This is a genomic window from Brevundimonas sp. GCM10030266 (assembly GCF_042666595.1).
Taxonomy (GTDB): Bacteria; Pseudomonadota; Alphaproteobacteria; order Caulobacterales; family Caulobacteraceae; genus Brevundimonas.
Window position 1 is genome coordinate 346733 of record NZ_JBHTCY010000002.1, and the last position, 25130, is coordinate 371862.

Here is a 25130-nt window from a genome sequence, read left to right on the forward strand (position 1 = left end):
CCGCGAAAGCGCCGGACGCGAGAGACGCGCCCGACACTTCGCATTTCGGAATGTGGCCGTCAGGCCGATCCGTCGATCAGAACGGAATATCGTCGTTCAGGTCGTAGCTTTCCTTCGGACCCGACGGCTTGTTGGCGCCGCCGGTCGAGAAGCCCGACGAATAGTCGTCGTCGCCACGACCGCCGCCGCCGTAACCACCGCCCGAGCCGCCGCCGCTGTCATTGCGACCGCCCAGCATGGTCAGTTCGCCACGGAACTTCTGCAGCACGATCTCGGTGGTGTATTTCTCGACGCCGCCCTGCTCGTACTTCCGGGTCTGGAGCGCGCCCTCGATGTAAACGGTCGAGCCCTTCTTCAGATAGTTCTCGGCGACCTTCACGATGTTCTCGTTGAAGATCACCACCCGGTGCCACTCGGTCTTTTCCTTGCGCTCGCCGGTCGACTTGTCGCGCCACGTCTCCGAGGTCGCGATCGACAGGTTGGCGACGCGCTCGCCCGAGTTGAGGGACCGGATTTCCGGATCCTTGCCCAGATTGCCGACCAGAATGACCTTGTTGACGCTGCCCGCCATCATCGAGCTCCTTTAGCTAGCTGGCCCACCGCGATTCTCGCTGTTCGGGCCCTTCCCACGTGGCCTAGCGCGCTTTCGCGCCGCCGGGGCCGATTTGTCGTCGCAATCCACAGAACTCGCACAGCCCTCAGGCGGACGCCCAACTGTTCCACCTTTGTTCACACCTGTCCAGACGGCTTGAGCCGACCGACCGGGAGCGCGGAACAGATCGGTCTCCTACTGCGGGACGGGCGGCGGCTGCTCGATCGCGCCCGGAACCGCCAGACGACCGTCACCGGTGCGCGCCAGCGCCATGAAGCGCGGGCCTTCCAGGCTCTTGCCGAACCAGACTCCCGCCCGGTCGATAAAGATGAACTGCCCTTGATAGGCGCCGCTCACCTCGCGACGGGTGCCGCCCAGGCCGAGGAAACGCAGGCGCATTTCCTCGAGCCGCGCGGCGCAGAACTCGATCTGGGGCTGGTCCCGGGCCACGACGTTGAACTTGGGCTCGGCGCCGTTCTCGCCCGGTTCGATGGCGTAACAGACGCCGCGCTCGGCCGGCGCCTCGACCCCGCCGGCGCAGGCGCCGAGTGTCATTGCGCCTGCAAGGGCGGTGAGCAGAACAAGCGAACGCGTCATCAGCGAAGTCCCGGGAACTGGCAGCTGCGATCCTGATCCGCGAGGGTGCGGAAGCGGTTGTTGTCAGGCGATTGCTCGACCCGGCGGGGCACCAGACGCAGGGTCGTCTCACCCCAGCGACCGTACAGGGCTTCGCCCGGACGCACGCAGGTTCCGGCGTAGAGCTCCTGAACGCACTGGTTCAGGCTCCCGCCCGACGACACCACGCGCCAGTCCGAACCGGTGTAGCGCAGGCATTGGCCGCCGGTCGAAGCGGGCTGGGTGGAAGGCTGGGCCGGCTGGGTCGAGTCGATCGGCGCCGCGCCCGTTGAATTGTCCGTCAGTTCGACCGGCGGCAAGGCCGGCGGCGGCGTCAGCGAGGCGGTCGGCGCGGCGACCAGGGCGCCGGTGGCGTCAACGCCGACGTCCAGCGCGTCGGTCGCCAGACCGTTGCGGCGGGCGCAGTCGGTCAGGGTCGCCATGCCCACGAACTGGCCATCGACGTAGCAGCGAAGCTCGCGCGTGGAATCCAGCCCGGGCGCGTCGGCGACCGCGACGGTCAGACCGCCCTGGGCGGCCGGCGGCGGCTCGGCGGGCCCCTCATCACGTCCACCCGAAAGCAGCAGCCCGATGATGATGGCGATCAGAACGGCCGCGGCCGCGCCGATCAGGATGAGAATTCGGTTGTCCTTGGGCATACGGAGCTCACGCGGATGAAGCCCCCACTAACCCCGGCGGGCCCCGGCGCGTCAACGCGATTCGTCGCCGCGCGCCTCAGCCGGTCAGTCGGGCGAGCGCCGCCTGATAGTTGGCCAGCTGGGCCTGCAGATAGGCAGGAGCCTGCCCGGTCACCGCCGGCTTGTTCGCTTCCGGGGACAGGCCGCGATAGGCGTCGCGGATCACCTTCATCGCCGCCTGCAGCTTCTCGCCCGCCGTCGCGATGGCGCTGGCGCTGCCCAGATTCAGGTTCGTCGGCAGCCCCAGACCGAAGGTCGCGGTCACGTCATCGCCGCTGGTCTTGCCGATATAGCCCTGCGACAGGCCCAGTCCGGCCAGGGCGTCGCGCCCCGTCTCCCCGGACGTCAGAACTGCGCCCTTCACCCCATCCCGCGCCGTGATCGACAGGCGTTGCAGCCCGGTCTTGAGCGCGGTCGCCAGATCGCCCGGTTCGCCGTCCTTGGCGGACTCGGAGGAGACCGTGACCTTCAGCTTCATGTTCGAGGCCTGCTCGATCTTCCGGGCCAGGGTCTGCAGGGTGTCGCGCGCCTCGATGGTCACAGCGACCGACCGCCCGCCGTCGGCAGGCGAGACATAGAAGCGATCGCCGACCCGCAAGGACGTCGCGTTGACCAGCGTCTTGGACTGGCTCTGGTCGATCTCGCCCTGCGGCAGACCCAGCCGATCCAGAACACTGGCGCCACCCGAGGCGACAGCCAAGGTCAGCGGCGCGGCCTGGGCCCCGTCGCCATCCCACTCCTGACGCCATTCCACGGCGCCGGTCGTGGCGTCCACGCGGGTCAGGTAGGCCCGCGTCGGGTCGGTGTCCTTGGCGCCCTCCGGCCGGTTGGCCACGCCCGTCAGCCAGACCTTGCCGTCCAGGATCTTCATATCGGCGGCGCTGTCGTCGCCTTCCCCGCCCACATAGGTCAGGCGGTCGTCCGCCGATGCGGTCAGGCTGCCGTCGATCACGGCGATGAAGGCGTCCTTGCCGCCGTGATGGGCCGTGGTCACCGTGCCGACATCCAGCGCGGCGTTGCGGGTCGTTCCGCTGAGCACGACCTTGCCATCGACAATCGCCAGACCGCTGATCTCGCCGCTGGCCTCGCCCAGATCCCGCGTCGCCGCCAGGACGGGCTTGCCGCCGGCCTCCAGCGTGAACTGGCGCACCACGATGCGCCCATCCTCGATCCCGGCGGAGTAGAGGTTGTTTCCGTCCACCGCCACGGCGTCCACGCCATCAGTGCCGCTGGTGCCGAACTGAACCGTGCCGGTCGCCGTGGCGACGATGGGGGCGTATTTGTGCGCCTGCGTCTCGCTGAACGCCTGCAGATAGCCGTCCCAGCCGCCGACACCGACCGCGCCGGCCATCGCGGACTGCGAGCGTCCGGCCACATAGACCATGCCGTCCGGTCCGAAGCTGACCGAGGTGGCCTCGTCCGCCGCCCGGGCGCCGCGCCGCTGGGTCCAGACCTCCTGCCCGTCGGCGTCGAACACCGAAACGAAGCTGTCAGCCACATTGGCGACATCGCCGGTCTTGCCGCCGTCCAGCGCGCCGGTGACCGAGCCCGCAACGGCGACCCGGCCATTCTCATCGACGGCGATGGCGTAACCGCTGGCGGTGGAAGCCGCGCCCAGCGCCTGGGTCATCACCACCCGCCCCGCCGAGTCGAGCTTGATCAGGGCGACGTCCTTCTGGCCCTTGATCGGCTGGTTGTCCGGACCGGCGGTCAGGTCGGCGACCATCCAGACCGAGCCGTCCGGCCCGGTCGCGCTGGCCCGCACGGTTTCCACACCCTCCGGCAGGGCCGTCTGGGAGGCCCGTCCCTCGACCCACTGGGTCTCACCCACCCCTGCGATCGGCGCCGGGGCGGCGCCGCCGGTGTCGCTCTGGAATTTGAGCATCTGCAGACCGCCGGCCGTGCCGGACTTCTGAACGACGTAGACCGCATCCGCCGACTGGGCCGGCACGAAGCTGACCTTTTCCGTGGTCGATCCGCGCACGACCAGCGCGAATTGATCCGGTCCCGCGGGCAGGGTGATGGTCTTGCCGCCCGTCGTGATCGTCTTGGGCTCCGGCTTGACCAGCTCCCGGCCGATACGCGTCTCCAGGCCGGCGTCTTCCAGCTTGCCGTTGATGTGCTCCAGCACATTGGTCAGCGTCCGGGAGGTCGTGCCCATCTCATCAAGGTCGATAGCGACCTCGACCACGCTGTTGTCCGACTTCTTCACCGAGATCGAGAACTGCACCTCGCCGGCGAAGGCGGGAGACAGCGAGTCCGGAGATCCTTCATGGATCGGCCCGGTCACCGAGATCGCGGAATCGCGGGCGACGGCCGCCGTGGTCTTGCTGGTCGTGGCCGAGGTGCCCTGCACCAGCCGGATGGCGTCCAGATCGGCGGACGGGAGCCATTTGCTCACCTCGGCCATGCCGGCGGCGAAACGCTTGTTGAGCTGGGTCAGCTCGAGCGCCGAGACGCCCTTGGTTGCGGCCCGGTTGACCAGGGCGTTCATGCTCTCCAGCCCCTGATAGAGGGCGAACAGCTTCTTGTAGTCGGCCGAGGCGCCCTTCACGTCCAGCTGGGCGTTGCCTTCGTTGATGAAGTCGCGCCCGCCGAGAGCGGCGCGCAACAGCGCGCTCTGTTCCGGCGGCTTGGTGGTGGTCGACCACGGGGGCGTCGGCTGCTTCTTTGCCTGGGCAAGCGCCGTCGCGGCGGCGTTCGACGGCGTGACCGTCGTTCCGGTGAACAGGCCCAGAAGATAGCTGTTGTCGATCACAGGCGGCTCCTGCGCGCCAGTCTGACAGCTGAGGCGTAACGAGGGCTTAACGGATGAGGCGACAGCCGACGCGACAAGTCACGCGACTCGGGGAACAATGATCGCCCGCGCCCGTTGATCGCGCGGCCAATACGGAGGAGTGCCCGATGAGTGCCTTCGTCAACACCCTTGTATCGCTTCTCGCCCTGTACGGCTTCGGACCGCGCGGCGCCCACCGCCGGCGTCCCGCGCCCGTTTCGATCGGGCGATCGGGAGACCGGCGTCTCGCCTGACGTCAGCCCTGGAAGAGCGACAGGATGATCTGCGGCGCCTGGTTGGCGATTGACAGCGACTGGGCGCCGAGCTGCTGCTGGACCTGCAGGGCCTGCAGACGCGCGCTTTCCTTGGCCAGATCGGCGTCGACCAGGTTGCCGATGCCCGATTCCAGCGTATCGATCAGCTTCGACACGAAGGTGTTGTGAGCCTCGATCTGCTTGGCCTGGGCGCCGATCTCACCGAGAGCGGCGTTCAGCTGGGTGATCGAATCGTCCAGCTTGGTCAGGGCGTTGGTCGCGCCCGTCATCGTCATCAGGCTGTCGCTCAGCGAAAGCTCGATGATCGAGCCGCCCAGCGACAGGTTCTTCGACGACAGGGTCACGAAGGCCGAGGCGTCGGCGTTGGCCAGGAATTTGATGCCGTTGGTCAGCGAGCCGTTCAGGATGTTGCCGCCGTCGAAGCTGGCGTTGTCGATGGCCGATTTGATCGCCTTCATCAGGGCCTGGAAGTCGGCGTTCAGCAACTGACGCGACTGGGTCTTCAGCGAGCTGTCCTTCGCCGCGGTGACCTTTTCCTTCAGCTGGTTCATCAGGTCCGAGACCGATTCACCGGCGGAGAGCGCCACATCCGCGATCGAGGTCGCACGGTCCAGGCTCTGCTTCACCGCGCCGAGGGCGCCGACGTCCGCACGCTGCGTCTGGGCGATCGCCCAGATGGCGGCATTGTCTTTCGCGCCCTGGATCTTCAGGCCCGTGGAAACACGGCCCTGCACGTCAGCCAGACGGCTGTTCGTGTTGCTCAGGTTCTGCAGCGCGATTTGTGCCGCGACGTTGGTGTGGACGCTATTCGTCATCCGACTCAGCCCTTCGAGGTTTGGCCAAGGCTAAGGCCGGAAGGGTGGACACATGGTTAACGTCGATTCACCACGCATCTTAACCGCGCGGATCGCTCCTGCGCGGCGGGTCGGTCGGGGTCTGGATAGTCAGGCGCGGGTGTCGATCACCGCGCCGGCGCTGTAGCCCGGGTCCCGCATCAGCTCGATGACCTGCTCGCGGGGGAACTGCTTCACGATCTCGCCGGTCACCCGGTCCATCGTCTTGTAGATAAAGGATCCGGTTCGCGGACCTTCCTCGATCACCAGGCGATAGCGGGCGGCCTGATCAGCCTCCTGCTGGGTGCGGTTCTCGTGGAAGTCATCGCCGTTGGCGACCGAAATACCGGAAACGTCGTAAGCGGCTACTGCACCTATCTTTGCATTGCTTTGCATGTCTCCTGCCGACGCATTTCAGGCGTCGGTTCCCTTCAAGGGGACTGGAGCGGTCAGGCGGGAGCCGAAGCTCCCGCCGTTCCGATCGTTCCTTAGCGGAACAGTCCCAGCAGCATGGAGGTCGAGGAGTTGGCGATCGACAGCGCCTGCACGCCCAGCTGTTGCTTGGTTTGCAGGGCCTGCAGTCGCGCGGACTCCTTGGCCAGGTCGGCGTCCACCAGGTTGCCGACGCCCGAGTCGATGGTGTCCTGCAGCTTGCTCACGAAGTTCAGGTGAGTGCCGAGGGCCTTCGAGCCGGTGCCCAGACGGGCCAGCGACGCCGACACGTTGTCGATCGACGCATTGACCTTCGCCAGGTTGGCGGTGGCGTTGGTCATCGTGCTGATGCTGGCGGTCGAGGTCAGGGTGACGATAGCACCCGACAGCGACATGTTTTCAGCGGCGATGTCGATGGTGGTCGAGCCGGCCGAATCGGCCAGGGCCTTGAAGCCGGCGGTGCCCGAGATCACGGCGACGCCGTTGAACTTGGCGTTCGACACGGTCGAACCGATCTGCTTGCGCAGAGCGACGAAGTCTTCGTTCAGGGCCTTGCGGGCGGCCGTGGTCAGGCTCTTGTCGGTGGCGGCGAGCGCCTTTTCCTTCATTTGCGTGAGCAGGTCCGACACCGTTTCACCGGCGGCGATGCCGACGTCGACGGCCGATTGGCCGCGATTCAGGCTGTCCTTGACGGCATTCAGGGCGCCCATCTCGGCACGTTGCCCCTGGGCGATAGCCCAGACGGCGCCGTTGTCCTTGGCGGAGTTGACCTTCTTACCGGTATTGATGCGGCTTTGAACCGTAGCCAGTTCCGAGTTGGTAACCGACAGGTTTTGCAGGGCGACCATAGCGCCCATGTTCGTGTTAACGCTGTTCAGCGCCATGACGATAGTCCTTGTTTCAAGGTGTCCGACGCCATTTTGGCTGCCGGGAGCATTTTGCTCAGTGGGCCTCGGAGCAAGGATGGGACCACTTCGGGTTTCGGCGTGCCACGCCGTCGATCATTGTTTTTGCTACGTTAGTTCCTGTTAAGCACGTCGATCTGTCGGCACTTTTGACCGCCCTCCCGGCAAAATCTACCGGGCGCCGGGCAGGTTTTGCCGGGCGCCGGCCTTTTCACCGGCCCTTGAGCACGCGCAGACCGGCAAGCAGTTGCTGGGCCGTCGGCGCGACAAGGTACAGGACCAGGGTCAACGCCAGCAGATCGATCAGACGCCCGGCCAGGCCCGGCGCCGCAACGGCCGGAGCCATGGCGACCAACTTGCCCAGCAGGGTCCAGGCGGCCCCGGTGGCGGCGAAGACATAGAGCCTTCGCCACAACCACCGACCTTCGGCGAGAGGCGGCGCCTCCGTCATGCGCCGTCCTCCATTTCGTCGAACCGCCATCCATCCCGACGCCAGCCCAGATCAGAGGCGGCGTACAATTCGTCCCTGCTCAGGCGGCGAGGCGCCTCCAAGTCTTCGGGATCCAGCATCTCGGGATCATCGAGGATCAGTTCGAGCGCCATGATCTCACCCGATCGCCGTCAGCCAGATCGTGCCGGACGCGCCCGCGCCGCCGACGCCGCCCGCACTGACGCCTGCGCCGCCGCCTCCACCGCCTGCGCCACGAAGACCGCCAGCCGCCCCGGCATGGCCCGCGCCGGTCGCCGCCGCCCCACCGCCGCCTCCGCCTGCGCCCGCCCAATGCAGCTGCGGCAGCAGCGCAGCCGCACCGGTCACGCCGCCAGACGCGGTTCCTCCGGCGCCGCCCACGGCCTTGACCGCCAGCACGCCGCCGTCACCACCAGGCCCGCCCGGGCCACGCCGCCGGCGTCCAGCCCTCCCCCCGCACCGCCTCCGCCGGGGGCGTCCGGACGATCAAAGGCGCGGCCGGTCGCGCCAGGGCCTGTGACGCTGGACGATCCGCCGGCATTGGAGTTCGGCGTGCCGGCGCCGGCCGACCCTCCGGCGCCCGTCGACGCCGTGCCCAGCCCTCCGCCCCCGCCGCCGGTCGCGCAGACCAGCATGGTCGAACCGAGATAGACGAGCGACCCGGAGCCGCCTCCACCGGCTGATCCATTGCCGCCGGCGCCGCCCTCTCCGATGACGGCGGTCAATCCCGCCGAAAGCTGGTCCGCCGCCCAGACCGCCCGACTGACGCCGCCGCCGCCGCCCCCACCGCCATAGCGCGCGCCGCTGGCGCCGAAGGCTCCCGCACCTCCGCCGCCTCCCCCGCCGACGACCACCGCCTCGACCGTTCGCGTCCAGGCGGGCGGGCTCCAGGCGGCGGTTGCAGCGACCATCGTGGTCTCGCGCCGACCGGCGCCGCCCGCAAAGGACACCCGACCACTGTTCCGATCCACGCTGAAGGCGGTGCGCCAGGTCGCGCCGTCCGCGCTGACCTTCAGGGTCAGGTCATCACCGCCGACCAGTCCCAGTTCCGCGCGGCCGACATAGCCGGACTGGAAGAGGATCGAGAGCACGTCCGCCGTCGCCTCCTTGTTCAGCGTCAGCCGCAGATCGCCATCGCCGCCGTCGGCGGCTTCCAGGGCGGTCCACAGCGCCTTGTTCAGTTTCGCCGCGAACGGATTTTCCGCATTCGCTTCCGTGCCCAGGCCGAGCCGACCCAGCGGTCCGACCGCGCCCAAATGCGCGCCCAGCAAGGACCAACCGCCGGCGCCCCTCACGACGAAGACCGCCTCGTCGTCGATCCAGGCCAGCGCGCCCTGCGGCGCCGCCACCGGGATCCAGCCGCTGATGTCGGCCCGCACCAGATCGCCGGGCGCGAAGGCGGTCCAGGCCTCGCCGGAAGCGTCCTCGGGGAGAATGTAGAGCGCCCCCTCCGGCGCATCGCCCGGCTCGACCACGATCGATCGGCTCACCACCGTCGTCTGGACGAGAGCGTCCAGCCGGGTCAGGGCCTCGTTCAGGGTGACATGCTTCTGCAGTTGCCCCGCCGCCAGATAGGGCAGGCCGAGGCGGGCGGATTGGTCGTCGCTCATGGAAATCTCCGGGATCAGGGATCGTCGGAGATCAGTCTGCGCGCCCGGCTACCTCAGGCGGGCTCAGCCGAACGGTCGGAGGAGGTTCTGCAGAAATCTCAATCTGTTGGGCCGATCCGATAGGATGGCTCAACATTAACTCCCGCGCTTTCTCAGTCGTGGAGATAGACGATCCGACGCAGTTTCCGGTCCGCCTTCACCCGGGCGACATGCTGGTCGTGTTCCCCGGACGCGCGGGCGTCCTGCTCCCGCGCCTCGACCCAATGGGTGCTTTCGATGTCCTTCTGAAGCGTCTTCGCGGCCATCAGATGCCCCGGGAACAGGACATCGACCACGTTCGGGACGAAGTCGAGGAAGGGCACCTCCCCCACGGCGGTCGTCACGCTGTCCAGCCCCAGATAGCCGACCATCTTCACAATGGTGCCCGGCGCCGCGCGGGCCCTGACCGCCTGCAGGAGCAACCAACCGGACGCGCCGAGGGTGTAGGCCGTCCCGACGACCGGAATCCAGGTCAGCAGGCCATCCATCCCGACCCCGAACGGGCCAATGCCGATCACCCGGTCAGAGAGCTTTTTGACGCTCTCGACATTGGTCCAGATTTTCTCGATATCGCCGAGGGTCCGTCGGGCCATTCCCACTCTCCGAAAGCGAGACCGTAACGCGCCATGGAGACCGGCGTTCATCATAAAGCGCAAGGCCGTTCGTCAGCGCGGCCCTTCATCCTTCGCGCGCTCGACTGGCTGAGCATACCCGCCTTCGCCGGGGTCATCATTCTGACCGCCCTGCTGCGCGCTGAAATCGGTCATCGCTGGATCGACATCTTCGCCCAGTTCACTGCCCCCCTGTTCATCGCGACGGTCGCCGCGATGCTCGTCGCCGCTGTCCTTCGCCTGAAGAAGGCCGTCTGGGCCGGCTTCCTGGCCAGCATTTCGGTCTTCGTCTGTGCGGCCCCCCAGTGGTTCATCGAAGGCAGGGCGCCCGCCGACGGCGCGCCGGTGATCCGGCTCTACTCGGCCAACGTCTACTATCTGAACGAAGATGTCGCAGCGATGCGGCGCTCGATCGAGGTGGCGGACGCGGACATCCTGATCCTGATCGAACTGGGCCAGGCGCCGCTCGGACAGCTGGACGCCCTGCTGGAAGGCTACCCCCACCGCGCCGGCTCCATGCGCACCGACAGCGTCAGAGGGCCGTCCCGATCGATCATCGCATCGCGTTGGCCGCTGCGACCGGTGGCCAGCCGGCCGAACGGGCTGCACTCGGTGACGGCGGTGGCCGAGACTCCGCTGGGCGACCTGAACGTCGTCGGCGTCCACCTGACCCGTCCCTGGCCCTTCCAGTATCAATGGGGCCAGATCAGTCAGACCATGGCGCTGGGGGACATCCGCCGGACCCTCGAGGGGCCGGTCATCATCGCCGGGGACTTCAACAGCGTCTCCAACGGCCGCATCGGCCGCCAGATGAAGCAGGACCTGGACATGACCCCCGCCGGCGGCTTCCCGGGCACCTGGCCCACGGATCTGCCGGCGCCGCTGGGCATCACCATCGATCAGGTCTGGCGCTCGTACGACCTGACCTTCACCAGCCGCAAGCTGGGCCTCCGGAACGGGTCAGACCACTATCCGGTCATCACCGAGTTCACCCGCGCGGCGGACTGACCAGCGCCGACAGGCGTTCGGCGTGGCCGTCGCCCGGGAAGTCGTCGGCGACCCAGCTGTCTTCAAACGCCTTGAGCAGACGTCCGGTCTGCGGCCCCGGCGCGACGCCCAGCCGGGCGACGTCCTTGCCGCCGACCGGCAGACGCGGGGGCGTCCAGTCCCGTGCGAGGGCCAGCAGGGCCGACGCGTCGCGATCCGGCGCGGCGGCCCACAGCCTGAGCAGCGCATCCTCGACCGCCCGGCTGCGGTGTCGATAGACCGCCGCCCGGGCCTGCGCCGGCGTCATGTCCAGCGAGACATCGGGCGCAGCCAGGGCTGACGCGACCAGCCGGTCCCGCGCGGAATTGGGGAACCGCAATCGTTCCGCCGCGCCGCGCATGGCGTCGGCATCCACCTGAAACAGCGTCATCAGCCGCACGACCGGATCATCGCTCAGCCCGATGACCGCATCGAACAGCTCAAGCCCGCCGGCTTCCGGCAGCACCTGCGCCAGCACGCCCGTGCCGGCCATCGCCGCCATCGCCGGACGCGGATCCTGCGCGGCCAGAAGCTTCATCAGCTCCTTCGACACCCGCTCGGCGGAAAGTCGCGTCATGCCCGACGCCAGCTCCCGGCAGGCCTCCAGCCCCGCCGCATCCGGCTGGCCCCGGCCATACCAGGCGAAGAAGCGGAAGAAGCGCAGGATGCGCAGGTAGTCTTCCTGGATGCGGGTGCGCGGGTCGCCGACAAAGATGATCCGGCCAGCTGCCGCGTCCGCCACGCCCTCGCCGGTCGGATCGAACACCCGCCCCTCGCCGTCGGCGTAGAGCGCGTTCAGGCGGAAGTCGCGGCGCGCGGCGTCCTCGGCCCAGTCATCGGTGAAGGCGACGGTGGCGTTACGCCCGTCCGTGGTCACATCGCGACGCAGGGTGGTGATTTCGAATGGCTGACGCTCCGCCACCGCCGTGACCGTGCCGTGGGCGATGCCGGTCGGCACGGCCTTCAGCCCCGCCGCGCGGATGGCTTTCTCGGTTTGCTCGGGTTTCAAGGTGGTCGCGATGTCGATGTCGTCGATCTCGCGCCCCATCAGGGCGTTGCGCACGCAGCCGCCGACGAAGCGCGCGCAGCCCGGGCCGCCCGCCGCCTCCAGCGCCGCGATCACCGCGCGCGTGGCCGAAGTCGTCAGCCACGCCTGACCAGCCAGATCCGTCACGCCGCGTCCTCCCCGGCGGCGGCCGCCCGGTCGGCCTCGTCGCCATACAACCGGGCGCAGAGGTTCCGCAGGATCCCCGCCGTCGCCCCCCAGATGTAGCGCTCCTGATAGGGCATGGCCCAGAACCAGCGCTCCGGCTGGCCCTCCAGCTGATACGAATCCCGGCGATGGTTCACCGGGTCCATCACGAAGTCCCACGGCACCTCGAACACCTCGGCCACCTCCGCCGGCGAGGGCGTGGTCGACGGCGTCTCGCGCAACCAGCCGACCACCGGCGTCACCAGAAAGCCGGTCCCGGTCTCATACGGGTCGCAGATCCCCAGCACCTCGACCAGCGCCGGATCCAGCGCGACCTCCTCGAAGGCTTCGCGCAGCGCGGCGTCCACCGCCGTCTCGCCCGGATCGAGCCGTCCACCGGGGAAGGCGATCTGTCCGGTATGGCTGGCCAGGCTGTCAGATCGGCGGGTCATCAGCACGGTCGCCCCCTCCGGCCCGGCGATGACCGGGATCAGCACCGCCGCCGGACGCAACGCCTTGCCGGACGACCGGGCGCCGGGGTTCAGATCGAAGTCGGAGCGCGCGGGCCTGGCGTCCGCCGACCAGTCGGAGGGCGGCGTCAGCTTTTCCAGCAAGCGGTCACGCAGGGTCGTCAGGCTCATCCGACCTCGCCCAGCACGAAGGTCTCGCCGCTCGACCGGACGACCAGCCGCCCGCTCTCCTGCTCGGCCATCTCGACCAGCTCATAGAAGACCGGTCGGGCGATCCGCGCCCACAGGTCGGCGCGCACCCTCACGCGCGGCGAGGGCTCGCCGGTTTCCGGGTCGGTCTCGACGATCAGGGGACACTCCGGCCCGGCCGTCGTCTCGTCTCCCACATCCGTGGTGAAGACCAGCGCCTCGCCGCGTCGCTCGACCGCGACGGCGCGGAACGGCAGATCCTCGACGGTGATCGAAAGCTTCTCGCCGGGCGTGACCAGCACATGGCCGTCCGCGTCCTTGCGCAGGATGGTCGAGAACAGGCGCACCAGCTCCGGCCGACCGATGGGCGAGCCCTCGTGCATCCAGACGCCGTCACGGCGGATCACGATGTCGATGTCGCCGCAATGCGCCGGATGCCACAGATGCACCGGCGGCAGGCCGCGCCCGGGCGCCTGTTTCGCGGCCTCGGCCATGGCGGCCAATCCTGTTGTCTTGTCGGCGTTGGCCATGAAGCCAGACTTAGGGTGTTCGCCCCGACCTGCAAACCCGCTCAGGCGGGGCGGACGATCCCGGCAGGGTCGCCCTCGCCCAGCCACAGCACCCGGCGCTGATCCACCGGACCCAGCAACCGGGCCTCCGGCGCGGGCCGGAAGCCGAAACGGCTGAAGTAGGGCGCGTCGCCGATCAGCAGGATGCCGGTCTCGCCCGCATGGTCGATGCAGGCCTGAACCAGATCCGCGCCCAGCCCGCCCTTGCGGCTGTCCGCCGAGACGGTGATGGGCCCCAGAAACAGGGCCGCACGGTCGCCCACGGTGATCGACCACAGACGGACGGCGCCGATCACCCGGCCGTTCTCGCGCGCCACAAAGCCGGCGGTGATGGCCGCCTGCTCGCGAATGCGCTCGGCCGTCTTGGCGTAGCGGCCCGGGCCGAAGGCGGCCATGACCAGCGCCTCCACCGACGCAGCGTCGGCGGGGGTTTCGGCGTCAATGCGCACGGAGGTCTGGAAGGCGGCTTCGGTCATGAGCGCGCGCACCTAAGGCCCGCGCAGCCGGGAATCAACCGACTTTCGAGAAATCCGGCGCGCGCTTCTGGGTGAAGGCCATGAAGGCCTCCATCGCCTCGGGGCTCTTCATCTGGCTGCCGAAGGCTTCGCCCTCGCGCTGCATCAGCTCCCAGATGCGCTCCGCGTCCCGCATCAGACGCTTGGTTTTGCGGATCGAGTTGGGCGCCCGCCCCGCCAGCTTGCCCGCCAGTTCGTCCGCCAGAGCCTCGACCTGATCGGCCGGAACCGCGCGGTTGGCCAGGCCCCAGGCCAGGGCGGTCTTCCCGTCGATGGGCTCGCCGAGCGCGAAGATCTCGAAGGCCCGCTGGTGGCCCAGCACCTGCGGCAGCAGCAGGGAGGACGCGGCCTCCGGGGCCAGGGCCAGATTGATGAAGGGCGCCGACAGCAGGGCGTCCTCCGCCACCACCACCATGTCGCAGTGAAGCAGCAGGGTCAGGCCGATGCCCACGGCCCGCCCCCGCACCGCCGCCACCGCCGGCTTGTCCAGATCCGCCAGCGCCTTGAGGAACCGGAAGACCGCCATGTCGGACGGGCTCCCCGCCTGCGAGCCAATGGCGATGAAGTCGCCGATATCATTGCCCGCCGAGAAGCTGTCGCCCTCGCCCTTGAAGACCAGCACGCGCACGGCGTCGTCGGTCCGCGCCCGCTGGGTCGCTTCGGCCAGGGCCGCATACATGGCCTGGGTGATCGCGTTCTTCTTGTCCGCCCGCGCCAGCGTCACGGTCAGGACGCCGCCGGCCAGTTCAGTCTTGATGTGGTCGGTCATGCCGCCGCCTCCCCATTTGTTGTTGAGCGCCACCAGTCGACGCCGTCCGCATCGCGTTCGCGAACAGCCGTCCCCTGAAGGCGCATGTAGTTCAGATGCGCGATGGCCTCGCCCGTGGCCATGCCGCGCACGCTGTCTCCGACCGGGCGGGCGAACAGGGCCGGGAACACGTCCACCGCCCGCTTCGGCTCGCGCAGGCTGCGCTCCAGTCGCTTCAGGGCGACCTGGTGCCCGCGGATCAGGGCGTCGAGCCGCGGCTGCACGCCCCGGAACACGTCCCCGTGCGAGGGCAGGATCAGCACATCGTCCGGGAAGACCGACTTCATCCGCTCCAGCGAGGTCAGCCAGTCGCCGAGCGGATCAGCGTCCGCCTCCGTCGGCCAGACCGAGACGTTGGACGAGATGCGCGGCAGGATCTGGTCGCCGCCCAGCACGATCCCGTCGTCCTGCCGCCACAGGCAGGCATGCTCAGGGCTGTGTCCCTCGCCCACCACGATCGTCCAGTCCCGGCCGCCGATGGTCAGGCGATCGCCCTCCCGAATGCGCTGATAGGCGGCCGGCATCGGCGACACGGCCAGTCCGAACCGGCCGAACTCCTTGCGATAGCGGCCGATCTGCGCTTCGTCCCAGCCCGCCGCCCGATAGAAGAGCGCACCACTTTCAGGCGCCTCCTTGCCGGTGTCGGCCAGCAGCATCCGGGCCATGACATATTCCAGCCGGGTCATCAGCAGAGGCGCCTCGAAGCGCTCGCACAACCAGCCCGCCAGTCCGATGTGATCCGGGTGCATGTGGGTGCAGATGACCTGCGTGACCGGCAGCCCCTGCATCGGCCCGGCCAGCAGCAACTCCCACTCTTCCCTGGTGGCGGGAATGGCCAGACCGCAATCGACCACCGCCCAGCCGTCGCCATCGCGCACCGCATAGACGTTGATGTGGTCCAGTTGCATCGGCATGGCGACGCGCATCCACAGAATGTCCGGCGTCACCGCGACGGCTTCACCGGAGGCAGGCGGCCCCGCGAACGGATAGGTCAGGCCACGCGCGGGGGGCCTCGCCTCCGTCTCTGCCGGGATCACTCCGTCCGCCAAGTCCGTCTCCAATCGCAACGGAGGAGTGATACGCCGGACATCCCCGCCGCGTCCAGCCTGACCGTTATGCGCCTTGACCCCGTTCGACGGGGTGGTCATGGGTTGCGGGACGCTTTTTCCCTGACGGAGTTCTCTTGTGACGAAACGCAAGACTTTTGGCCTTCTCGCCACGGCCCTGATGGGGCTCGCCCTGATGGCCGAGCCTGCAGCGGCCGCGACGGCGACCGCAACCGCCCCCGCCGCGCCCCAGTCGCAAGGCCTCCACGGCAACAACCCGCCGCAAACGGAAGGCAGCTCGTCGCGCAGCCGCCGCCGCGGCAGCGAGCGTCCGGCGCCCCGACAGAGCCCTGAAGCCATCAAGGCCGCGGCCGAAGGCGTGCTCGGCACCGCCGGGATTACCTCCTGTCAGGTCACCGAAGCCGTCAGCCCCGGCATCGTCCCGACCGGCACCGTGTATGAAGTCGCCTGCGCCACCGGCCCGGGCTACATCCTGATCGGCGCGACCCCGCCGACCGCGATCGATTGCTTCGAACTGGCCGGCACCGCCGCCATCAGCCGTGAGCGCGATCCGACCGCCGACACCGGCCTGCAATGCAGCCTGCCCGCCAACAACAACAGCCTCGCCGTCATCGGCGGCTGGGCCCGTGAAGCCGGCGTGACCTGCACGATCGACCAGGCCGTGGCCAGCGGCAAGAACGGCGCAAACATGGTCTATGAAGTCGGCTGCGACGGCGCGGACGGCTACTGGGTCGAGCGCGGCGCGAACGGCTGGACCGCCCGTGACTGCTTCGAGGTCATGTCGGCCCGCGGCGTCTGCCGCTTCACCACCCCGGCTGAACAGAACGCCACCATCCAGGCCAAGCTGGCCGGCACCGACGCCGCGGGCTGCACCGTCACCCAGTCCAAGCTGATGGGCCACAACGCCAACGGCCGCTTCTACGAAGTGAAATGCGCCACCGACGGCGAGGGCTATATCGCCCGCGTCAGCACCGAGGGCGTGACCCAGCAGATCTATCCCTGCGCCACGGCCCAGCCGATCGGCGGCGGCTGCACCCTGACGCCGGTCCCGGCTCCGGCTCCGGCCGCCGCCCCGGCCACCGGCGGTCGCGCCTGACACCCGTCAGACGCTGATCCAGACAGACGCCCCGGAGGAGACTCCGGGGCGTTTTTCGTTGGCGCTTCCCTCACCCGGCGACACGCCTTAGCTTCCCGCCCCATGCGTATCGCCACCTGGAATGTGAACTCGGTCAACGCCCGCCTGCCCACCGTGCTGGCGTGGCTGGAAGCGGCCCAGCCGGATGTCGTCGGCTTCCAGGAGATCAAGTGCGTGGACGAGAAGTTCCCGCGCGAGGCCTTCGAGAGCCTCGGCTACAACGTCGAGGTTCACGGGCAGAAGACCTACAACGGCGTCGCCCTGCTTTCGAAATACCCGATGTCCGACGTGATGCGCGGCCTGCCGGGCGAGGACCAGTCCGGCGTCGAGGCCGAGGGCGTCCACTCCCGTTACATCGAGGCGCTGATCGAGGCGCCGCGCCCGGTGCGGGTCGGCTGCCTGTACCTGCCCAACGGCAATCCGGTGGAGAGCCCCAAGTTTGCCTACAAGCTGGGTTGGATGGAGCGGCTGGAGGCCCACGCCCGCACCCTGCTGGCGCAGGAGGAAGCCTTCACCCTGTGCGGCGACTACAACGTCATCCCGACGCCGGACGACGCCAAGGATCCCAAGGCCTGGGTCAATGACGCCCTGTTCCAGCCCGAGAGCCGCGCCGCCTTCCGCGCCCTGCGCTACCTCGGCCTGAGCGAGGCGGGCGAACTGGGCAAGCAGCCGCCCGGAACCTACACCTTCTGGGACTATCAGGCGGGCGCCTGGCAGAGGGACCACGGCATCCGCATTGACTTCCACCTGCTGTCGCCACAGGCGGCGGACCGGTTCCGGGGCGTCGAGACCCACCGGGACGCCCGCGACATGGACAAGCCGTCCGACCACGTTCCCGTGGTCGTCGAGCTGGAGGACTGATCCTTGGGCGAGGTGTTCCGGGTCATCCTGCTGGTGGCGCTGGCCGCGGCGGCGCTGACCACCGGAGCGCTTCTGCTGGTCTGGTGGATGGAGCCCGTGCGCCGGATGCGCCGGACCCTGCTCAAGTCGCTGGGCGTCGCGCCCGAGGCCGAAGCCCTGTCGCCCGCCGAGGGTCGCGCCGCCGGGCTGGACTTCGACGGCGGCCAGGTGGCCGTGCTCTGGAACCGCGGCGGCTCCGGCCTCGTCTACGCCTTCGAGGAGATCGAGGGCGGCGAGATCATCGTCGACGGCCATGTGGTCGCCCGCGTGCGTCGGGGCGAGACCCGCAAGTCGCTGGACATCCTGGCCCCTGACGCCGAACAGGTGGTGCTGCGGCTGATGTTCGCGGACGCCCGCCATCCCGAGTTTGAACTGGCCCTGTGGGACGCCGCCCAGCCCGTCCAGACAGGCTCTCCCGGCGAGGCCCTGCGGCTGGGCCGTCGCTGGCTGTCGCATCTGGAAGCGCTGCTCAAAGGTTGATCGCGTCCGGGGTTCCTCCCGCGTCAGGGGAGCGCTAGAAGCCCCGCAACCTGTCTTGAGTAAGCCTGAAGGAGCCCAGCGTGGCCCGCCTGTTCGACGCCGTCATCATTGCCGACTGGACCGCCGCCGAGACCAAGAAGCTCGGCGACCAGTCCGTCTGGATCGGGGTGGCCAAGCGTGACGTCCGTTTCCGCCTGTACACCGAGACCCACAACGTCGCGACGCGCGCCGAGGGCGAGGCCCTGCTGACCAAGCTGATCTCGGAACACCGCAAGCGGGGCGACCGGGTGCTGGTCGGGCTGGACTTCAACTTCGGCTATCCGGTCGGCACGGCCGCGCGCCTGAAGCTGGACGGAACCCCGTGGTCGGCGATGTGGAAATTCATCGCGGCCAACGTCGTGGACAAGGCCGACAACACCAACAACCGCTATCAGGTCGCGGCCAAGATGAACCGGCTGATGACCGACGAGGCCTGGCCCTTCTGGGGCGCCCCGGCCAAGCAGGCCCAGCGCTGGCTGACCACGACCAAGCCGCCCGCAGGCGCGGGTGCCGACATCCCCGAGTTCCGCGCCACCGAGGACGCGGCCCGCAAGGGCAAGCTGCAGCCCAAGTCGGTCTGGCAGATGCACGGCGCCGGCGCGGTCGGCGGCCAGACCCTGACCGGCATCCCGATGGTGCGCCGCCTGCTGGAAAGCCTCGGCCCGTCGGGCGCCGTCTGGCCCTTCGGCACCGGCTGGCGCGCGCTGGACGCCTCGGACGTGGAGCCCTTGTCGGCCGTGGTGGTCGAGGTGTGGCCGTCGATGTTCGCCGCCAAGCCTGAAGCCGGCGAATACAAGGATCAGGCCCAGGTGCGGGTCACCGCCGAGGCCCTGGCCAGGATGGACGACGCCGGCGAACTGGCGAAGGCCTTCGCCCCGCCGAAGGGCGCGAGCGAGGCGCTGGTTGAGCAGGTCGAGCAGGAAGAAGGCTGGATCCTGGGGGCGTGACCTTCACCGGGATGTCGTGGCGCGGCGCTATCGCTGCGCCATGTTCCGGATCATCCTGACCGCCCTGCTCCTCCTGACCGCGAGCCCTGCCGTGGCTGACATCCTGATCATCGCCCACCGCGGCGCCTCGGGCGAACGGCCCGAGCACACGCGCGCGGCCTATGAACTGGCCATCCGGCAAGGCGCGGACGTCATCGAGCCGGATCTGGTGATGACCCGCGACGGGGTGCTGGTCGTCAGGCACGAGAACGAGATCGGTGGCACGACCGATGTGGCCGCCCACCCCGAGTTCGCGGCCCGCCGAACCACGAAGACCATCGACGGACTGGCGGTGACCGGCTGGTTCACCGAGGACTTCACCTTGGCCGAGCTGATGACCCTGCGGGCGCGGGAGCGGCTGCCGGAGCTGCGCGGGACGGCGTTTGACGGTCAGGAGCCGATCCTGACCTTCGAGCAGGTGCTGGAGATCGCGCGGGAGGCCGGGGTCGCGGTGGCGCCGGAGCTGAAGCACCCGCTGTATTTCGCCGGGATCGGCCTGCCGATGGAGGACGCCTTCGTGGCGGTGCTGGAGCGGCATGGGCTGACCGGCGCCGACGCCCCGATACTGGTCCAGTGCTTCGAGGTGGGGCCGCTGGAGCGGCTGGCCGCACGGATCGAGACGCCCCTGCTGCAGTTGATGGCCCGGGGCAGCGGGCCAGCGGACCGGCCGGAGTTGACCTATGCCGAAATGGCGACGCCCGAGGGGCTGGCGCGGATCGCCGGCTATGCCCGCTGGATCGGGGCGGACACGGCGATGATCGAGCCGGAGCCGGGGGCGCCGACCGCGCTGATCATGGACGCCCATGCGGCGGGACTGAAGGTCGCCGCCTGGACCTTCCGGGCCGAGAACGCCTTCCTGCCGGAGGGCGACCGGATCGGGGATGCTCCGGCGGGGCATGGGCGGATCGCTGAGCGGCTGGCGAGGTTCGCCGGCTACGGGCTGGATGCGGCGTTCATGGATCAGCCGGAATTGGCCGGACGCTGAGACCCTGAAAAGCAGGTCTCATTGGTCTCATCAGGCTCACTAGGCTAACGGTGTCAAAGACCGGCTCCGGAATGGAGCACGGTCATTATGCCAGCCCGATGCGTCAAAAACGGACGTATGCCTATCGCCCTTCTCCCCTTGGGGGAGAAGGTGGCCCGTCAGGGCCGGATGAGGGGTGAGCCTGAGACAGGTCGGATGACGGCCGGGGCGACCCGACCATCCCCCTCATCCGTCTCGCTCCGCGAGCCACCTTCTCCCTCAAGGGGAGAAGGAAAACCTAGCCGTTGATTTGCCCGAAGTCGGCGACGCGGCCCATGACCGTGCGGACCTGCCCCAGCAGCTTCAGGCGGTTGTCGCGCTCGGACGCCACCTCCGAGTTGACCATGACCTTCTCGAAGAAGGCGTCGACCGGGGCGCGGAGGCGGGCCAGGGCGGTCATGGCGGCGGCGAAGTCTTCGGTCTCCAGCGCGGCGTCGACGGCGGTCGCGGCGGCGGCGGCGGCGAAGGCGAGCGTGGTCTCCTCCTCCGGCTGGTTCGGCAAGCCGGTCTCGACCATGCCGACCGGCAGTTCGCCCTTCTTCTCCTCGGCCTTGAGGATGTTGGACGCGCGCTTGTAGCCCGCCAGCAGGTTGGCGCCGTCGTCGGTGGCGAGGAAGGCGGCCAGCGCCTCGACCCGACGCACGATGCGGACGAGGTCGTCGTCGCCGAGCGCGAAGACGGCGGCCACGAGGTCGTGGCGTTGGCCTTGGTCGCGCAGGAGGACGGTCAGGCGGTCGGCGAAGAAGTCCAAGAGGTTTCGGAGACGAACCGCCACTTCGAGGTCAGGGCTTCCCGACGACATCGACCGTTGGGCAATCAACGCAGTCCGCTCTTGCTTCGCTTCCTCGTTGGCCTCCGCCAACTCAGCAATATTCCAGCCAGCATCTGCCGCCGACCGCATCGCCTGCTGATCGCCCTGACGCAGTTCCTTGATCAGCGCTTCCAACCAGACTTCCGCAAAGCGCAAGCCTAGCGTCCTTCTAAGCGGCGCCCGCACCCCGTTCTCCAGCACCAGCCGGATCACGCCAAGCGCCGCGCGACGGAGCGCGAACGGGTCCTTCGACCCCGTGGGCTTTTCGTCGATGGCGAAGAAGCCGACGAGGGTGTCGAGCTTGTCGGCCAGCGAGACGGCCACCGTCAGCGGGGCGGTCGGCACCGTGTCGGAGGGGCCCTGCGGCTTGTAGTGGTCGCGGATGGCGTCGGCGACATCATCCGGCTGGCCGAAGGCGCGGGCGTAGTAGCCGCCCATGATCCCCTGCAGTTCCGGGAACTCGCCGACCATGCCCGAGGCGAGATCGGCCTTGGCCAGACGGGCGGCCTGTTCGGCCTGATCCGGGTCGGCGCCGACCAGCGGGGCGATCTCGCGGGCCAGGGCGGCGATGCGCTCAACGCGTTCGGCCAGGGTCCCGAGCTTGGCGTGGAAGGTGACGCCTTCCAGCTTCTTCAGCCAGGGCTCGAAGCCGACCTTCTGGTCCTCGTCCCAGAAGAAGCGGGCGTCGTTCAGGCGGGCGGAGAGGACGCGGCTGTTGCCAGCGGCCAGGGCCTTGCCGCCGTCCGAGGCCTCGACGTTGGCGACGACGACGAAGTGCGGGGCGAGGCCGTGTTTGGCGGGGTCGCGGACGGCGAAATACTTCTGGTGCACCTTCATCGACAGGCGCACCACCTCGGGCGGCAGGGCGAGGAACTGCGGGTCCATGTCGCCCAGGATCGGGGTCGGCCATTCGGCCAGACCGGCGACCTCGTCCAGCAGGCCGTCGTCATCGACGAGCGCGAGGCCCTTGTCGGCGCAAACCTTCTTCGCGGCTTCGAGTATGCGCAGCTTACGGTCGGCGACATCCAGCAGGACATGCTCGCGCTCCAGCTTCTGGCGGTAGTCGGCGAAGTCCTTCACGGCGAACGGCTTGCCCGAGCCGAAGAAGCGGTGGCCCTCGGTCAGGTCGCCGCTTTCGATGCCGTCGATCTCGAATGGCACGACCGCGCCGTCGAAGAGGGCGATGATCCGCTTCAGCGGACGGATCCAGCGCAGCGTGCCCGTGCCCCAGCGCATCGACTTGGGCCAGGGGAAGGTGCGAACGATCTGGTCGACCATGGCCGGGATCAGGGCGGCGGTAGACTGGCCCTTCTGGCTGATGACGGCGAACAGGACGCCGTCGCGCTCGACCAGTTGCTCGCGGGTCAGGCCGGTCTTGCGCAGGAAGCCTTCCAGCGCCTGTTCCGGGGCGCTCGCCTTCGGGCCTTTCAGCTCTTCCTCACGGTCGGGTGTGGCCGACGGCAGGCCGTCGATGACCAGAGTCAGGCGACGCGGCCCGCCATAGGTGGTCAGGGCTTCATAGGTCAGGCCCGCGGCCTTCAGCCGGTCGGCGACCATCCGCTCAAGGTCGCGCGCCGCGCCCTGCTGCATGCGGGCCGGGATTTCTTCGGAGAAGAGTTCGAGGAGGAGTTGGGGCATCAGAAGTCGCTAAAGCCCTTCCCCTCGAGGGGGAAGGGTTGGGATGGGGTGGAGGCAGGCTGTTTCAGGTTGGGCACTGAGGCGCGGATGGCGGCTTCGACCTCGGTCACCACCGCATCAAGATCATTCTCGACGCGAGCATTCGGGATGCGGATGACCCGGAAACCTTCGGACTTGAGCCAAGTATCGCGTTCAAGGTCGCGCAGGGCGACATCGGTGCGTTCGTGCACGCCCCCATCGACCTCGATGACCAGCTTGGCCCGCAGGCAGGCGAAGTCCACGACATAGCCGCCAATAGGCGCCTGTCGGCGAATGCGGATGGTCAGAAGACGCAGGCGCTCACACAGCTTCGCTTCAGCATGGGTAGGATCAGCGCGAAGGCGACGAGCCCTTCGCTCTCCTCCGGCCTTGATCCGGTCGGGACCAGCAAAGCGGTCGAAATCCACCATGAAAGCCCTCCCTTTCGACGACGCCTCACGCGCCACATTCTGAAACGCACTGCCGCCACCCCATCCCCCGGCCCCTTCCCCCTCGAGGGGAAGGGGAGAAGAAAGGATCACGCCTCAGCCCTTTCGCGCTCGACATAGGCGGTGGCGCAGGCCTTACACAGCTCGCGGATACGGCCGATGTAGCTCTGGCGTTCGGCGACGGCGATGGCGCCGCGGGCGTCCATCAGGTTGAACAGGTGCGAGGCCTTGAGGACCTGGTCGTAGGCCGGGAGGACCAGTTGCTGGCCCTGCGGGCCGGTCATGGCCAGCAGGCGCGAGACCTCCGCGACCATGTCCTCAAACCGGCGCTTCAGGCCGTCGACGTCGTAGCCGTGGAAGTTCGCTTCGGACTGCTGGCGCTCGTTCTCGAGGAAGACCTCGCCGTAGGTCACGCCTTCCTTGGTGAATTTGAGATCGTAGACGTTGTCGACGCCCTGGACGTACATGGCCAGACGCTCCAGCCCATAGGTCAGCTCGCCCGAGACGACGTCGACCTCGATGCCGCCGACGCCCTGGAAGTAGGTGAACTGCGTCACCTCCATGCCGTCGCACCAGACCTCCCAGCCGAGCCCCCAGGCGCCGACGGTGGGGTTCTCCCAGTCGTCCTCGACGAAGCGGATGTCGTGCAGGCTGGGATCGATGCCGATGGCGCGCAGCGAGCCGAGATAGAGCTCCTGCAGATTGTCCGGGTTCGGCTTCAGAAGGACCTGATATTGATAATAATGCTGGAGCCGGTTGGGGTTTTCGCCATAGCGGCCGTCGCCCGGACGGCGGCTGGGCTGGACGTAGGCGGCCTTCCACGGCTTGGGGCCGAGCGCGCGCAGGACGGTGGCCGGGTGCAGGGTGCCCGCGCCGACCTCGATGTCATAGGGCTGGAGGATCGCGCAGCCCTGATCGCCCCAGTATTTGTGGAGCGTCAGGATGAGGTCCTGGAAGGCGAGCGGTTCGGTCGTCACGGCAGCATTTCATCCGGGGAAGAAGGCCGCGGACCCTAAACGGCAAGGGGGTAGCGGGGCAAGGCGAGGCCATACGGTTCCTTAAGCGCGAACCGGTATTCGTGGCGCCATGAAGCAGATCGACCAGATGCGGCGGCGCGCCGCGCGGTATCTCGATGTGGAGGCGGTTCAGATCGCCCCCGCGAGAGGCGTGTTCTCGCTGAGCTTCGACGACATTCCGGCGACGGCCTGGACCGAGGCGGGGCCGATCCTGGCGGAGCACGGGATCAAGGCGACCTACTATGTCTGCGGTGGGCTGGCCGGCGGGCGGAACATGGACCGGGACCAGTTCCAGGTGCGGCACCTGCAGGAACTGCACGCGGCCGGGCACGAGGTCGGGTGTCATACCTATGGACATACGAGCGTGCTGCGGATGGATGCGGCGGCGCTGAAGCTGAGCCTCGACGCCAATGCGGCCTGGGTGAGCGAGCGGCTTGGCGGGTATGAGATGACCACCTTCGCCTATCCGTTCGGCGACGCGACGTTGAGCGCCAAGCGGCATGTGCGCGGGCGGTTCGATCTGGGCCGGGGCGTGCGCGACGGGGTCAATGCGGGGCGCGAGGACCGGGGGCTGATCAAGTCCATCGGTCTGGAGAGCCGCCGCCTGCCCCACTACGACCTCGAAGGCCTGATGGCCGAGGCGGCGGCGTCGAAGGGCTGGCTGACCGCCTACGCCCACGACGTGTCTGACGACCCGACCGACTATGGCTGCACCCCCGACGATCTGGACCGTGTGATCCGGCTGGCCAAGGGCGCGGGGCTGGAGGTCCGACCGGTGGGCGAGGCGTGGCGGGCGATGCACGCCGGGTAAATTGGACGGTCCGTGTCGGCGAAAACACAGTCCACTTCGTCCAATTTGTACACTTTGTGCAGTTGCGCGGGAGCCATGACACGCAGTCTGGCATGCCGGTGCGTCAATATTGGACGTATGCGTTTTCCTTCT

The 25130-nt window shown here is 68.5% G+C and carries 29 protein-coding genes; 8 read left to right on the forward strand and 21 right to left on the reverse strand.

Going from position 1 to position 25130, the window contains the following annotated elements:
- Positions 1-76: 76 nt before the first annotated feature.
- The 4 genes from ssb to ACFQQC_RS08210 form a co-directional block, all read right to left on the reverse strand.
- Positions 77-571: a single-stranded DNA-binding protein gene (ssb, locus tag ACFQQC_RS08195; protein WP_376861476.1), complete on the reverse strand. Its 495-nt coding sequence runs from the start codon at positions 569-571 to the stop codon at positions 77-79.
- 216 nt (positions 572-787) lie between these two features.
- Positions 788-1189, reverse strand: coding sequence for a hypothetical protein (locus ACFQQC_RS08200; RefSeq protein WP_376861478.1), 402 nt, complete (start codon positions 1187-1189; stop codon positions 788-790).
- The gene (locus ACFQQC_RS08205; RefSeq protein WP_376861479.1) at positions 1189-1866 is read right to left on the reverse strand and encodes a hypothetical protein; all 678 of its coding nucleotides are present in this window, start codon (positions 1864-1866) and stop codon (positions 1189-1191) included. Before ACFQQC_RS08205 ends, ACFQQC_RS08200 begins: the two co-directional genes overlap by 1 nt.
- Before the next feature lie 76 nt (positions 1867-1942).
- Positions 1943-4663: a transcriptional regulator gene (locus tag ACFQQC_RS08210; RefSeq protein WP_376861481.1), complete on the reverse strand. Its 2721-nt coding sequence runs from the start codon at positions 4661-4663 to the stop codon at positions 1943-1945.
- A 146-nt stretch (positions 4664-4809) separates the two neighbouring features.
- Here ACFQQC_RS08210 and ACFQQC_RS08215 point away from each other — a divergent pair, with 146 nt between their 5' ends.
- Positions 4810-4935, forward strand: coding sequence for a hypothetical protein (locus tag ACFQQC_RS08215; protein ID WP_376861483.1), 126 nt, complete (start codon positions 4810-4812; stop codon positions 4933-4935).
- A 2-nt stretch (positions 4936-4937) separates the two neighbouring features.
- Here ACFQQC_RS08215 and ACFQQC_RS08220 read toward each other — a convergent pair whose 3' ends face one another.
- The 8 genes from ACFQQC_RS08220 to ACFQQC_RS08255 all read right to left on the reverse strand — a co-directional run bounded on the left by ACFQQC_RS08220 (position 4938) and on the right by ACFQQC_RS08255 (position 9837).
- On the reverse strand, positions 4938-5771 hold the full coding sequence (locus ACFQQC_RS08220; protein ID WP_376861485.1) for a flagellin: 834 nt from the start codon (positions 5769-5771) through the stop codon (positions 4938-4940).
- Positions 5772-5900: 129 nt separating this feature from the next.
- Positions 5901-6185: a hypothetical protein gene (locus ACFQQC_RS08225; protein ID WP_376861487.1), complete on the reverse strand. Its 285-nt coding sequence runs from the start codon at positions 6183-6185 to the stop codon at positions 5901-5903.
- A gap of 92 nt (positions 6186-6277) precedes the next feature.
- Positions 6278-7105, reverse strand: a complete 828-nt coding sequence (locus ACFQQC_RS08230; protein WP_376861489.1) for a flagellin — start codon at positions 7103-7105, stop codon at positions 6278-6280.
- A gap of 232 nt (positions 7106-7337) precedes the next feature.
- Positions 7338-7577 carry a hypothetical protein gene (locus tag ACFQQC_RS08235; RefSeq protein WP_376861491.1) on the reverse strand — a complete coding sequence of 80 codons (240 nt, stop codon included), beginning with the start codon at positions 7575-7577 and terminating at the stop codon, positions 7338-7340.
- Positions 7574-7729, reverse strand: coding sequence for a hypothetical protein (locus tag ACFQQC_RS08240; RefSeq protein ID WP_376861493.1), 156 nt, complete (start codon positions 7727-7729; stop codon positions 7574-7576). Before ACFQQC_RS08240 ends, ACFQQC_RS08235 begins: the two co-directional genes overlap by 4 nt.
- Positions 7730-7747: 18 nt before the next feature.
- Positions 7748-7936 (reverse strand): hypothetical protein, encoded by a 189-nt coding sequence (locus ACFQQC_RS08245; protein WP_376861495.1) that lies wholly within the window; start codon positions 7934-7936, stop codon positions 7748-7750.
- Between the two features lie 3 nt (positions 7937-7939).
- Entirely contained in the window at positions 7940-9205 is a 1266-nt protein-coding gene (locus ACFQQC_RS08250) for a DUF2793 domain-containing protein (RefSeq protein ID WP_376861497.1), read from the reverse strand.
- A 152-nt stretch (positions 9206-9357) separates the two neighbouring features.
- Positions 9358-9837, reverse strand: coding sequence for a DUF4112 domain-containing protein (locus ACFQQC_RS08255; protein ID WP_376861499.1), 480 nt, complete (start codon positions 9835-9837; stop codon positions 9358-9360).
- 33 nt (positions 9838-9870) lie between these two features.
- On the opposite strand from ACFQQC_RS08255, the gene ACFQQC_RS08260 reads away from it, so the two are divergent.
- Entirely contained in the window at positions 9871-10863 is a 993-nt protein-coding gene (locus tag ACFQQC_RS08260) for an endonuclease/exonuclease/phosphatase family protein (RefSeq protein ID WP_376861501.1), read from the forward strand.
- Here ACFQQC_RS08260 and ACFQQC_RS08265 read toward each other — a convergent pair.
- Genes ACFQQC_RS08265 through ACFQQC_RS08290 form a run of 6 tightly spaced genes read right to left on the reverse strand, consistent with a single transcriptional unit; the run spans position 10844 to position 15673 of the window.
- The gene (locus ACFQQC_RS08265; RefSeq protein WP_376861503.1) at positions 10844-12055 is read right to left on the reverse strand and encodes a CCA tRNA nucleotidyltransferase; all 1212 of its coding nucleotides are present in this window, start codon (positions 12053-12055) and stop codon (positions 10844-10846) included. The two genes, ACFQQC_RS08260 and ACFQQC_RS08265, sit on opposite strands and share 20 nt — an antisense overlap.
- Complete coding sequence (locus ACFQQC_RS08270; protein ID WP_376861505.1) at positions 12052-12714, reverse strand: CoA pyrophosphatase; 663 nt, start codon at positions 12712-12714, stop codon at positions 12052-12054. Before ACFQQC_RS08270 ends, ACFQQC_RS08265 begins: the two co-directional genes overlap by 4 nt.
- Positions 12711-13262, reverse strand: a complete 552-nt coding sequence (locus ACFQQC_RS08275) for a DUF1285 domain-containing protein (protein ID WP_376861507.1) — start codon at positions 13260-13262, stop codon at positions 12711-12713. Before ACFQQC_RS08275 ends, ACFQQC_RS08270 begins: the two co-directional genes overlap by 4 nt.
- A gap of 41 nt (positions 13263-13303) precedes the next feature.
- Positions 13304-13777: a GNAT family N-acetyltransferase gene (locus tag ACFQQC_RS08280; RefSeq protein ID WP_376861509.1), complete on the reverse strand. Its 474-nt coding sequence runs from the start codon at positions 13775-13777 to the stop codon at positions 13304-13306.
- 34 nt (positions 13778-13811) lie between these two features.
- Positions 13812-14585: an enoyl-CoA hydratase gene (locus tag ACFQQC_RS08285; RefSeq protein ID WP_376861511.1), complete on the reverse strand. Its 774-nt coding sequence runs from the start codon at positions 14583-14585 to the stop codon at positions 13812-13814.
- Positions 14582-15673, reverse strand: coding sequence for an MBL fold metallo-hydrolase (locus ACFQQC_RS08290; RefSeq protein WP_376861513.1), 1092 nt, complete (start codon positions 15671-15673; stop codon positions 14582-14584). The genes ACFQQC_RS08285 and ACFQQC_RS08290 overlap by 4 nt, the downstream gene beginning before the upstream one ends.
- A gap of 136 nt (positions 15674-15809) precedes the next feature.
- Here ACFQQC_RS08290 and ACFQQC_RS08295 point away from each other — a divergent pair, with 136 nt between their 5' ends.
- From ACFQQC_RS08295 to ACFQQC_RS08315, 5 genes are all read left to right on the forward strand, one after another.
- On the forward strand, positions 15810-16787 hold the full coding sequence (locus ACFQQC_RS08295) for a hypothetical protein (RefSeq protein WP_376861515.1): 978 nt from the start codon (positions 15810-15812) through the stop codon (positions 16785-16787).
- A 102-nt stretch (positions 16788-16889) separates the two neighbouring features.
- Positions 16890-17687 carry an exodeoxyribonuclease III gene (xth, locus tag ACFQQC_RS08300; RefSeq protein WP_376861517.1) on the forward strand — a complete coding sequence of 266 codons (798 nt, stop codon included), beginning with the start codon at positions 16890-16892 and terminating at the stop codon, positions 17685-17687.
- A gap of 12 nt (positions 17688-17699) precedes the next feature.
- Positions 17700-18206: a hypothetical protein gene (locus ACFQQC_RS08305; RefSeq protein WP_376862100.1), complete on the forward strand. Its 507-nt coding sequence runs from the start codon at positions 17700-17702 to the stop codon at positions 18204-18206.
- 80 nt (positions 18207-18286) lie between these two features.
- Positions 18287-19192, forward strand: a complete 906-nt coding sequence (locus ACFQQC_RS08310) for a cobalamin biosynthesis protein CbiG (protein WP_376861519.1) — start codon at positions 18287-18289, stop codon at positions 19190-19192.
- Positions 19193-19232: 40 nt separating this feature from the next.
- A complete protein-coding gene (locus ACFQQC_RS08315; protein ID WP_376861520.1) occupies positions 19233-20216 on the forward strand; it encodes a glycerophosphodiester phosphodiesterase family protein in 984 nt (327 codons plus the stop codon).
- A gap of 277 nt (positions 20217-20493) precedes the next feature.
- Here the strand turns inward: ACFQQC_RS08315 and glyS are convergent, their stop codons facing one another.
- The 3 genes from glyS to ACFQQC_RS08330 form a co-directional block, all read right to left on the reverse strand.
- Positions 20494-22704, reverse strand: a complete 2211-nt coding sequence (gene glyS / locus ACFQQC_RS08320; protein ID WP_376861522.1) for a glycine--tRNA ligase subunit beta — start codon at positions 22702-22704, stop codon at positions 20494-20496.
- A complete protein-coding gene (locus tag ACFQQC_RS08325; RefSeq protein WP_376861524.1) occupies positions 22704-23153 on the reverse strand; it encodes an endonuclease domain-containing protein in 450 nt (149 codons plus the stop codon). The genes glyS and ACFQQC_RS08325 overlap by 1 nt, the downstream gene beginning before the upstream one ends.
- A 107-nt stretch (positions 23154-23260) precedes the next feature.
- Positions 23261-24148 carry a glycine--tRNA ligase subunit alpha gene (locus ACFQQC_RS08330; protein ID WP_376861526.1) on the reverse strand — a complete coding sequence of 296 codons (888 nt, stop codon included), beginning with the start codon at positions 24146-24148 and terminating at the stop codon, positions 23261-23263.
- Positions 24149-24257: 109 nt separating this feature from the next.
- Between ACFQQC_RS08330 and ACFQQC_RS08335 the strand changes: the two genes are divergently transcribed.
- A complete protein-coding gene (locus tag ACFQQC_RS08335; RefSeq protein ID WP_376861528.1) occupies positions 24258-24998 on the forward strand; it encodes a polysaccharide deacetylase family protein in 741 nt (246 codons plus the stop codon).
- Positions 24999-25130: the final 132 nt, after the last annotated feature.

What these genes read in the sequence shown, in the direction of transcription:
- ACFQQC_RS08270 (WP_376861505.1), bottom strand. Translation starts at nt 12,714, where the DNA reads ATGAGCCTGACGACCCTGCGTGACCGCTTGCTGGAAAAGCTGACGCCG.
- xth (WP_376861517.1), top strand. Translation starts at nt 16,890, where the DNA reads ATGCGTATCGCCACCTGGAATGTGAACTCGGTCAACGCCCGCCTGCCC.
- ACFQQC_RS08205 (WP_376861479.1), bottom strand. Translation starts at nt 1,866, where the DNA reads ATGCCCAAGGACAACCGAATTCTCATCCTGATCGGCGCGGCCGCGGCC.
- ACFQQC_RS08215 (WP_376861483.1), top strand. Translation starts at nt 4,810, where the DNA reads ATGAGTGCCTTCGTCAACACCCTTGTATCGCTTCTCGCCCTGTACGGC.
- ACFQQC_RS08255 (WP_376861499.1), bottom strand. Translation starts at nt 9,837, where the DNA reads ATGGCCCGACGGACCCTCGGCGATATCGAGAAAATCTGGACCAATGTC.
- ACFQQC_RS08260 (WP_376861501.1), top strand. Translation starts at nt 9,871, where the DNA reads ATGGAGACCGGCGTTCATCATAAAGCGCAAGGCCGTTCGTCAGCGCGG.
- ACFQQC_RS08325 (WP_376861524.1), bottom strand. Translation starts at nt 23,153, where the DNA reads ATGGTGGATTTCGACCGCTTTGCTGGTCCCGACCGGATCAAGGCCGGA.
- ACFQQC_RS08225 (WP_376861487.1), bottom strand. Translation starts at nt 6,185, where the DNA reads ATGCAAAGCAATGCAAAGATAGGTGCAGTAGCCGCTTACGACGTTTCC.
- ACFQQC_RS08335 (WP_376861528.1), top strand. Translation starts at nt 24,258, where the DNA reads ATGAAGCAGATCGACCAGATGCGGCGGCGCGCCGCGCGGTATCTCGAT.
- ACFQQC_RS08285 (WP_376861511.1), bottom strand. Translation starts at nt 14,585, where the DNA reads ATGACCGACCACATCAAGACTGAACTGGCCGGCGGCGTCCTGACCGTG.
- ACFQQC_RS08230 (WP_376861489.1), bottom strand. Translation starts at nt 7,105, where the DNA reads ATGGCGCTGAACAGCGTTAACACGAACATGGGCGCTATGGTCGCCCTG.
- ssb (WP_376861476.1), bottom strand. Translation starts at nt 571, where the DNA reads ATGGCGGGCAGCGTCAACAAGGTCATTCTGGTCGGCAATCTGGGCAAG.
- ACFQQC_RS08250 (WP_376861497.1), bottom strand. Translation starts at nt 9,205, where the DNA reads ATGAGCGACGACCAATCCGCCCGCCTCGGCCTGCCCTATCTGGCGGCG.
- glyS (WP_376861522.1), bottom strand. Translation starts at nt 22,704, where the DNA reads ATGCCCCAACTCCTCCTCGAACTCTTCTCCGAAGAAATCCCGGCCCGC.
- ACFQQC_RS08280 (WP_376861509.1), bottom strand. Translation starts at nt 13,777, where the DNA reads ATGACCGAAGCCGCCTTCCAGACCTCCGTGCGCATTGACGCCGAAACC.
- ACFQQC_RS08220 (WP_376861485.1), bottom strand. Translation starts at nt 5,771, where the DNA reads ATGACGAATAGCGTCCACACCAACGTCGCGGCACAAATCGCGCTGCAG.
- ACFQQC_RS08275 (WP_376861507.1), bottom strand. Translation starts at nt 13,262, where the DNA reads ATGGCCAACGCCGACAAGACAACAGGATTGGCCGCCATGGCCGAGGCC.
- ACFQQC_RS08200 (WP_376861478.1), bottom strand. Translation starts at nt 1,189, where the DNA reads ATGACGCGTTCGCTTGTTCTGCTCACCGCCCTTGCAGGCGCAATGACA.
- ACFQQC_RS08235 (WP_376861491.1), bottom strand. Translation starts at nt 7,577, where the DNA reads ATGACGGAGGCGCCGCCTCTCGCCGAAGGTCGGTGGTTGTGGCGAAGG.
- ACFQQC_RS08240 (WP_376861493.1), bottom strand. Translation starts at nt 7,729, where the DNA reads ATGGCGCTCGAACTGATCCTCGATGATCCCGAGATGCTGGATCCCGAA.
- ACFQQC_RS08315 (WP_376861520.1), top strand. Translation starts at nt 19,233, where the DNA reads ATGTTCCGGATCATCCTGACCGCCCTGCTCCTCCTGACCGCGAGCCCT.